This window comes from Sphingomonas parva (ex Maeng et al. 2020), from assembly GCF_004564275.1.
GTDB lineage: Bacteria > Pseudomonadota > Alphaproteobacteria > Sphingomonadales > Sphingomonadaceae > Allosphingosinicella > Allosphingosinicella parva.
The window spans coordinates 83,427-89,634 of the sequence record NZ_SPDV01000035.1; the positions used below are offsets into that span (position 1 = coordinate 83,427).

A 6,208-nucleotide genomic window follows, 5' to 3' on the forward strand; every position below is an offset into this window, starting at 1 on the left:
AGTCATCAATAGGTGATCGTCACCGCGACGGTGTCCGAATAACTGCCGGCCGGGACCGATGTCTGACCGGCCGCGACACGGCCGTAGACGGTGAAATCCTGGGCGAGGCCGGTGCCGGTGTTGGCGACCGTCGCGGTGCTGCCGGTGCCGTCGCCCCAGACGCTGCTGCGGCCGCTGTCGGTGTAGAGATTGTAGCTGAGCTGGTTCGAGCCGGCGGTCATGCGGCGGTTGCCGAGGGTGGCGCCGGTGCCCGAGCCCGCGTCCGCCGACGCGGCCCAGGCCGTGCCGTTGGTGCAGGTGACGGTGACGCCGCCGGTGCCGTCGACGTTGGAGCTGCTGAGCGTGTTCACCGCGCCGAACGCGATCGGGCTGGTCGTCACCGTGCAATTGGCGGTGACGGTGGCCGATACGTCGAGGCTCGAGCTGGCCGTCTGCGCGAAGGCCGGTGCGGCGCCGAAGCCCAGGGCCCCTGCGGCCGCGAGGACGGCGCCCGCACGACTGAGGTTGAAGACATTCCGATGCATGCTTGAGTCTCCCATCAACTGAGGCAGCGAGCCGCCCTTCGACTTGGCTGCACGCCGCTCACCTCTGCGCAAGGTGCGCAGTGCCGGGAAAATACGCAGGGGATGGTTAAGAAACTTTTTAGCATGTTTTGAGGGCGGTCGAGCCGCTCCGGACAGGGTGCGGAGACGGGCGCGCGGCCACCGCAGCGGGTGCGCTGCGGAGTGGAATTGCGGCTGTGGCGGCGGTTGAGCGGCGCGGCGCGCCCGGCGTCAGTAGCGGACGGTGATCCGGATCAGCTTGGCCGGCTCGGCGTCACGATATTGCCGAGGCTGCGGGCGAGCCTCACGGTCGGCAGAGGCAAGCGCCTCCGCCGGCTCGGCCTGTTCGTCGGTCGTCGCGGACCAGGAGGTGCCGCTGGTGCAGGCGATGTCGAGCATCTCCGCGCCGCGGGCGCTGCCGCGGGCCTCGACCTGCGGTTTCTCGATGCGCGACGGCGCCGAGACGGCGCAGCTCGGCTCGACGATGATGCTCACGCCGAGCAGGGCGCGGTCGTCGGCGCTGGCGCCGCTCGACATCGCGGCCAGCGAGACTCCGGCGAGCAGGGCTGCAGCCCGTCCGGTGGATCGCAGGCAAAGGCCGCTGGACATCGAAGCTTCTCCGCTCGCCTGGGCGCCCGTGCGGGCGCCGAACGCTTTCCCTCTTACTATAGAGGGGCGCGGCGGGCGCGGCCGTGAATCGCGGCTTCGGGCGACTGTCCCAGAAGGGCGCAGCCGATCGACGAGAGCTTCACGCCGCCGGTGGCGGATAGAGCGCGATCCGCGCCTCAGGCCGATTCAGCCCGAGGCGATCTCGGTCTCAAGCGAAACGTTCCTTGAGGCCGAGCATTGCGATTGCGGCCTTGGCCGCTTCGCCGCCCTTGTCCTTCTCGTCGCGGCGGGCGCGGGTGAGCGCCTGGGCCTCGTTCTCGACGGTCAGGATGCCGTTGCCGATCGGCAGGCCGTCCAGCGTGAGGGCCATGATCCCACGCGCGCTTTCGTTCGAAACCACTTCGAAATGGTAGGTTTCGCCGCGGATGACGACCCCCAGCGCCACGAAGCCGTCGTAGCGCCCGGTCTCGGCTGCCAGGGCGATCGCCGCCGGCACTTCCAGAGCACCGGGAACGGTCACGGTCTCGTGGCCGTGCCCCGCCTCCTCCAGCGCGCCGCGCGCGCCTTCGAGGAGCAGGTCGTTCAGATGGTCGTAGAAGCGGGCTTCGACGATGAGGAAGCGGGCCAAGTCAATTCTCCAGCGGGATCGGTCGCTCGCCGACGATCTTCAGGCCATAGCCTTCGAGCGCGATCGGGGTGTGGTGGGTGTTGGTGAGCAGCACCATGTCGTGGATGCCGAGCGCCGACAGGATCTGCGCGCCGCCGCCATAATCGCGCAGCTGCTCCATGTCCTTCGTCTCGCCCTTGCCCGAGCGCGCATCGAGGATGTCGTGGATCGGAACCTGGCGGGTGAGCGCGACAATAACTCCGGAGCCTTCCGCGGCGATCGCCTGCATCGCGCCCTTCAGCAGCCCGCTCCGCGGGCTCGCCTCGCCGAACATGTCCTCGAACAGGCCGAGCTGGTGCATGCGCACCAGCGTGGGCCGCGAGGGATCGATCGTGCCCTTGATCAGCGCCACCGTCTCGGTGCCGAGCGCCTTGTTGAGGAACGAGCGGGCCGTCCAGGTGCCGCCCCAGATGCTCTCGAACGTCGCCTCGGCGGTCGGCTCGACGAGATGATCCTTCTTCAGCCGGTAGGCGATCAGGTCGCGGATCGTGCCGACCTTCAGCCCGTGGAGCTGGGCGAAGGCGACGAGATCGTCCATCCGCGCCATCGTCCCGTCTTCCTTCATGATCTCGCAGATCACGCCGGAGGGGTTGAGGCCGGCGAGCCGGGCGATGTCGACCGCCGCCTCGGTATGGCCGGCGCGGATCAGGACGCCGCCGTCGCGTGCGACGAGCGGAAAGACGTGCCCGGGCGTGACGATATGCTCGGGACCCTTGGAGGCGTCGATCGCGACCGAGATGGTGCGCGCGCGGTCGGCGGCCGAGATGCCGGTGGTGACTCCCTCCTTCGCCTCGATCGAGGTGGTGAAGGCGGTCTCGTGGCGAGTGCCGTTGTGGCGGCTCATCAGGCCGAGGCCGAGCTGATCGACCCGTGCCTTCGACATGGCCAGGCAGATCAGGCCCCGGCCGTGCCGCGCCATGAAGTTGATCGCGTCGGGCGTCGCCATCTGGGCGGGGATGACGAGATCGCCCTCGTTCTCGCGATCCTCGTCGTCGACCAGGATGAACATCCGGCCGTTGCGCGCCTCGTCGATCAGCTCTTCGGGGGTGGAGAGAAAACCGCGTTCCATCAGCGTCTCAGCTCCATCATCCTGCCGATATAGCGGGCGAGGATGTCGATCTCGATGTTGACCGGGCGACCCGGCGCGAGTGCGGAGAAGGTGGTTCGCTCGGCAGTGTGGGGAATGATGTTGATCGCGAAGCGCACGCCGTCGCTGATCGGCTCGACCTCGTTGACCGTCAGCGAAACGCCGTCGAGCGCGATCGAGCCCTTGGCCGCGACATAGGCCTCCACGATCGGTGGGGCCACGATCGTGACGCGGGTCGATCCGCCGACCTCGGCCACCGCTTCGATCTCGCCGACGCCATCGACATGGCCGGTGACGATATGACCGCCGAGCTCGTCGCCGAGGCGGAGCGAACGCTCGAGGTTGAGCCTGGCGCCCTCCTGCCAGAGGCCGGCGGCGGTGCGGTTCAGCGTCTCGGCCGAGACGTCGACCGCGAACCAGTCGTCGCCCTTGTCGACGACGGTGAGGCAGACGCCCGAGCAGGCGATCGAGGCGCCGAGATCGATTCCGGCCATGTCGTAGCCGCAGCCGATGACGAGGCGGAGATCGCCTTTCTGCTCGACGGCGCGGACATGTCCGACGTCGGTGATGAGTCCGGTAAACATCGTCTTCCGATCAGGTCCCGCGCGCGTCTCCGCGGCCGATATTTGCTTCGGTGGGCGGCGGGGGTGAGTGTCTGTCGCGCTCGTAGACTTCCAGGCGGTCGATTCCAAGCATCCGCGAATCGGACATCCGCCAGCGGCGATGTGCCTCGGCGATGCTGGTCAGGCCGACATAGCCGATCGACGAGCGTCCCTCGCCGATCAGGATCGGCGCGCGGTAGATCAGCATCCGGTCGACGAGGTCCGCCTGGAGAAAGGCGGAGGCGGCGCCGGAGCCGCCCTCGACGAGCAGATCGTTGACGTCTTCGAGCGCGAACACCTCGTCCGGGCTGCCAAGCCTCGCCCATCCCTCGACACCGTTGCCGCGGGTGAGGATGGCCCGCCGCGGCGACCAATCCTCGAGACCGGGCAGGCGAACGTCGAGCCCCGGCCGATCGGCCTCATAGGTGCCGCGGCCGACCAGGATCATGTCCGATCGGGCGCGCTCGCCATGGACGTGGGCGCGCGCGTCTTCCCCTGTGATCCAGCGGCTCTCGCCCGAGGGAAGGGCGATCTTGCCGTCGAGCGACATGGCGAGCTTGAGCGTGACGAACGGGCGGCCGAGCCGAACGCGGGTGAGGAAGCCGGCAAGCGACGGCTCGGCGAGCGCGGCGCCGCAGCCGGTCTCGACCGCCACACCCGCGGCGCGGAGACGGGCGATGCCGCGGCCGTCCGTGCGGGGGTCCGGGTCGCCCAAGGCGATGACGACGCGGGCGACGCCGGCCTGCGCCAGCAGGTCGGCGCAGGCGGGGCCCCGCTCGCTGGGATGGGCACAGGGCTCGAGCGTGACGTAGACGGTGGCGCCACGCGCTTCCCGCCCCGCCTGGTCGAGCGCCATCGCCTCGCCATGAGGGCGCCCGCCAGCCTGTGTCCAGCCGCGGCCGACGAGGCGCCCTTGGTTGACGATGACGCAGCCGACCGACGGATTGGGCGCCGTGCGCCCGCGGCCGCGCTCGCCGAGGGCGACCGCGGCCTGCATCCAGCGCAGGTCTTCGCTCAAATGCCGAGCCGATCCAGGTCTTGGTCGAGCTTCTTGAACTGGCGCTGCCGCTCCTTCTGCAGCGCCTCGCGCTTCGCCTGATCCTTCTTCTGATCGGCGATGATCTCCGCGTCGGTGCGATTGGCGCTCCAGCTCTCGACGTAGATCATCTGCGGGCCGGGCTGGATGTTGGTCTTCCCGTCGGCGACGAAGAGCGCGATCAAGGCGGTCGGCATGATGATTGCGACGGCGGCAGCCGCCCATTGCACGGGACTGCGCTCGGCGGTGAAAGCGCGAACGTCGGCCCAGAGGGCGCGCGGGGACGAAGGACGGGGCAGCGGCATGGCCCGAAGATAGAGTTTCGCCCCGGTTTTCGCCACCCCCTCCTCCCGCCACGGGATGCGGGAGGAGGGGCCGAACGTCACTCCGGCAGGACCCACTTGATCGCGTTGGAGACCGTGTCGGTGGTCGGGTTGCCAGCGCTGTCGCGCGCCGGGGTGAAGCGGGCGCGCTGCTTCATGATCCGGCAGGTCGCGGCGTCGAGCGCGGAGGAGCCGCTCGAGCCGGTGATGGTGCAGCCGGTCACCCGGCCGTTGGTGCCGACGCTGAGCTGGAAGCGGGCAACGCCCTGCTCCTCGCCGCGGATCGCCGCCGCCGGATAATCGGCGTCGGAGACGTAGGAGGCGAGGTTCGCCCGGGCGCGGGCGCTCTCGATCTTCTTCGGCTCGGGAGCCGGAGGATCGGCGAGCGGCTTCGCCTCGGTGATACCGGGAGGAGTCCAGGCCGGCGGATCGACACGCGGCGTCTGTGTGGTCTCGACGAACACCGGTGCGACGGGTGTCGCCACGATCGGTTCGGGGACAAAGACTTCGGAGATATGCTGCGGCTCGACCTGCTTCTTCACCTGCTCCACGGGTTTGGGGGGCGGTGGCGGATCCTTGGGCAGAGGGATGCTGGTGACCTCGATTATGCCTGGGGGCCGCTTGAAGACCTCGGTCTTGGCCAAGGCCAGTGCGGTGATCCCGGCGGCGTGCATCGCCATCACGATGGCGATGGCGGTGCCGTTGCTCCTGGTCGGTTGGGCGAAGCTGCCTTGCATGTCCTTCTCCTCTCTCACCTTCTTATGTGACTTTATCTCATAACATGATGTTACAACATATCGTGAAAGCGGGAGCAACAGAAATGTTCCGGCACCCTGGGGGGCGAGCGGCTGACCCGTTCAGTCCACGGATGTCGCTAGCACGTAAAGATGTCCGGCTTTCGTAGCACATCAAATGTCCGCTTCTTTCCTGTTCGACCTGTGGGATCGTGGGCGGTGCGGAGCACCGACCAGGAGGCCACAGGTCGGCCGCCGAGCAGACTTAAGCGGCCGATTTCGTGGGTCCTCCCTGTTCGATGACCAGGCGGCCATCGCTCATGTAGCCGGCGAGGCGCCTCGGACCGTGATAGATCGCGATGGAGCCGTCGCCTTGCTGACGCACCTGGACGGTCGCCTTGACGTAGTGACGGCGGTGACGCTGCTCGGGAATTTGCAGCACCAAGCCCTCGAAGCGGATGCAATTGTCGTTGCTGACGACCCGCTCGTGCTTGGCGCAGAGCACGCCGGCGAGATCGCCGACGAACGGGACAAAGGCATCACCCTCCTCGGCCGCAGCGACCGCGAAGCGGTCATTGTGCTCGAAGATGTAGCTCTCGCTGAGGAAG

General features: G+C 68.3%; 9 protein-coding genes. All 9 read right to left on the reverse strand.

All coding sequences use genetic code 11. The features are described from left to right. Positions 1-5 precede the first annotated feature (5 nt). Entirely contained in the window at positions 6-524 is a 519-nt protein-coding gene (locus E2493_RS16300; RefSeq protein ID WP_167737579.1) for a Csu type fimbrial protein, read from the reverse strand. A gap of 249 nt (positions 525-773) precedes the next feature. Beyond that, complete coding sequence (locus tag E2493_RS16305; RefSeq protein WP_135088801.1) at positions 774-1,151, reverse strand: hypothetical protein; 378 nt, start codon at positions 1,149-1,151, stop codon at positions 774-776. A gap of 208 nt (positions 1,152-1,359) precedes the next feature. Then, positions 1,360-1,779, reverse strand: coding sequence for a 6,7-dimethyl-8-ribityllumazine synthase (ribH, locus tag E2493_RS16310; RefSeq protein WP_135088804.1), 420 nt, complete (start codon positions 1,777-1,779; stop codon positions 1,360-1,362). Between the two features lies 1 nt (position 1,780). Further along, entirely contained in the window at positions 1,781-2,887 is a 1,107-nt protein-coding gene (gene ribB / locus E2493_RS16315) for a 3,4-dihydroxy-2-butanone-4-phosphate synthase (protein ID WP_135088807.1), read from the reverse strand. After that, positions 2,887-3,489 carry a riboflavin synthase gene (locus E2493_RS16320; RefSeq protein ID WP_135088810.1) on the reverse strand — a complete coding sequence of 201 codons (603 nt, stop codon included), beginning with the start codon at positions 3,487-3,489 and terminating at the stop codon, positions 2,887-2,889. The genes ribB and E2493_RS16320 overlap by 1 nt, the downstream gene beginning before the upstream one ends. A gap of 10 nt (positions 3,490-3,499) precedes the next feature. Next, positions 3,500-4,504: a bifunctional diaminohydroxyphosphoribosylaminopyrimidine deaminase/5-amino-6-(5-phosphoribosylamino)uracil reductase RibD gene (gene ribD, locus E2493_RS16325; RefSeq protein ID WP_135088852.1), complete on the reverse strand. Its 1,005-nt coding sequence runs from the start codon at positions 4,502-4,504 to the stop codon at positions 3,500-3,502. Positions 4,505-4,521: 17 nt separating this feature from the next. Continuing rightward, positions 4,522-4,884, reverse strand: coding sequence for a hypothetical protein (locus E2493_RS16330; protein ID WP_135088813.1), 363 nt, complete (start codon positions 4,882-4,884; stop codon positions 4,522-4,524). A gap of 41 nt (positions 4,885-4,925) precedes the next feature. Next, positions 4,926-5,603 (reverse strand): energy transducer TonB, encoded by a 678-nt coding sequence (locus E2493_RS16335; protein ID WP_135088816.1) that lies wholly within the window; start codon positions 5,601-5,603, stop codon positions 4,926-4,928. 262 nt (positions 5,604-5,865) lie between these two features. After that, on the reverse strand, positions 5,866-6,208 hold a 343-nt coding region (locus E2493_RS16340), incomplete at its 5' end, for a hypothetical protein (protein WP_225421412.1).